This is a genomic window from Rhodanobacter sp. 7MK24 (assembly GCF_014842995.1).
Taxonomy (GTDB): Bacteria; Pseudomonadota; Gammaproteobacteria; order Xanthomonadales; family Rhodanobacteraceae; genus Rhodanobacter_A.
In genome coordinates this window covers 1-791 of the sequence record NZ_JACYXL010000026.1, presented here as the reverse complement: position 1 = coordinate 791, position 791 = coordinate 1, and the positions used below count along the sequence as shown (strand labels likewise).

1 protein-coding gene is annotated in these 791 nt (G+C 67.0%); it reads right to left on the bottom strand.

The window, feature by feature from the left end; all coding sequences use genetic code 11:
- On the bottom strand, nucleotides 1–791 hold a 791-nt coding region (locus tag IHE49_RS18345), incomplete at both ends, for a TonB-dependent receptor plug domain-containing protein (RefSeq protein WP_192160661.1).

The following is a 791-nucleotide window of genomic DNA, read 5'->3' as shown; positions in this document are numbered from 1 at the left end:
TACCAGTTGTTGTAGCCGTCCTGCGCGAACGCCGGCGCCCACAGGACCTGGCCACCGAAGTGCCAGTCGTTGGTGCCGCTCTTGCCGATCTGGCTGATCACGCCGCCGGCCGAACGGCCGTACTTGGCGTCGTAGCCGCTGGTGAGCACCTGCTGCTGGTCGATGGCACCGTAGGGCAACGCGATGCCGCCGGTGTTGCTGAGCGGGTCGGAGGTGTTGAAACCGTTGATGTAGTAGGCGTTCTCCACGATCGACGAACCGCCGAACGAGATCGGCGAACCACCCGTCGGGGTGCTGCCCATGAAGGCAGCGGCACCCTGGACGGTACCCGGCGCCAGCAGGGCGATCGCTTCGGCGTTGCGCGCCAGCGGCAGCTCGGCCAGCTGCTTGGAGGTGATGGAGAGGTTCTGGGTGGTCGAGGTCACGTCGATCGCGGGCAGTGCGTTCGCGGTCACCGTCACCGTGCTCAGCGATTTGGCGTTCTGGCTGCCGGCCTGCACGAAGTCGGCCTCGGAGGCGCCACCGGCGGCCGGGCTGACATTGCTATGCGACTGCACCACAGCGCCGTTTTGCAGCAGGTTCACCGTGTAGTTGCCGACCGGCACCGTCAACGAGTAGTGGCCGCTATTGTCGACCGACACGGTGCGGTTGAAGCCCGAACCGCCCACGACCTGTACCGAGGCACCGGACGTCGGTGCGCTGCCGAAGATGGTGCCGGTGGTGGCCTGCGCCAGCACCTGGCCAGTCATGCCCACGCCCGCGACGATGGCTACGGCCAATGCTGTGCGACG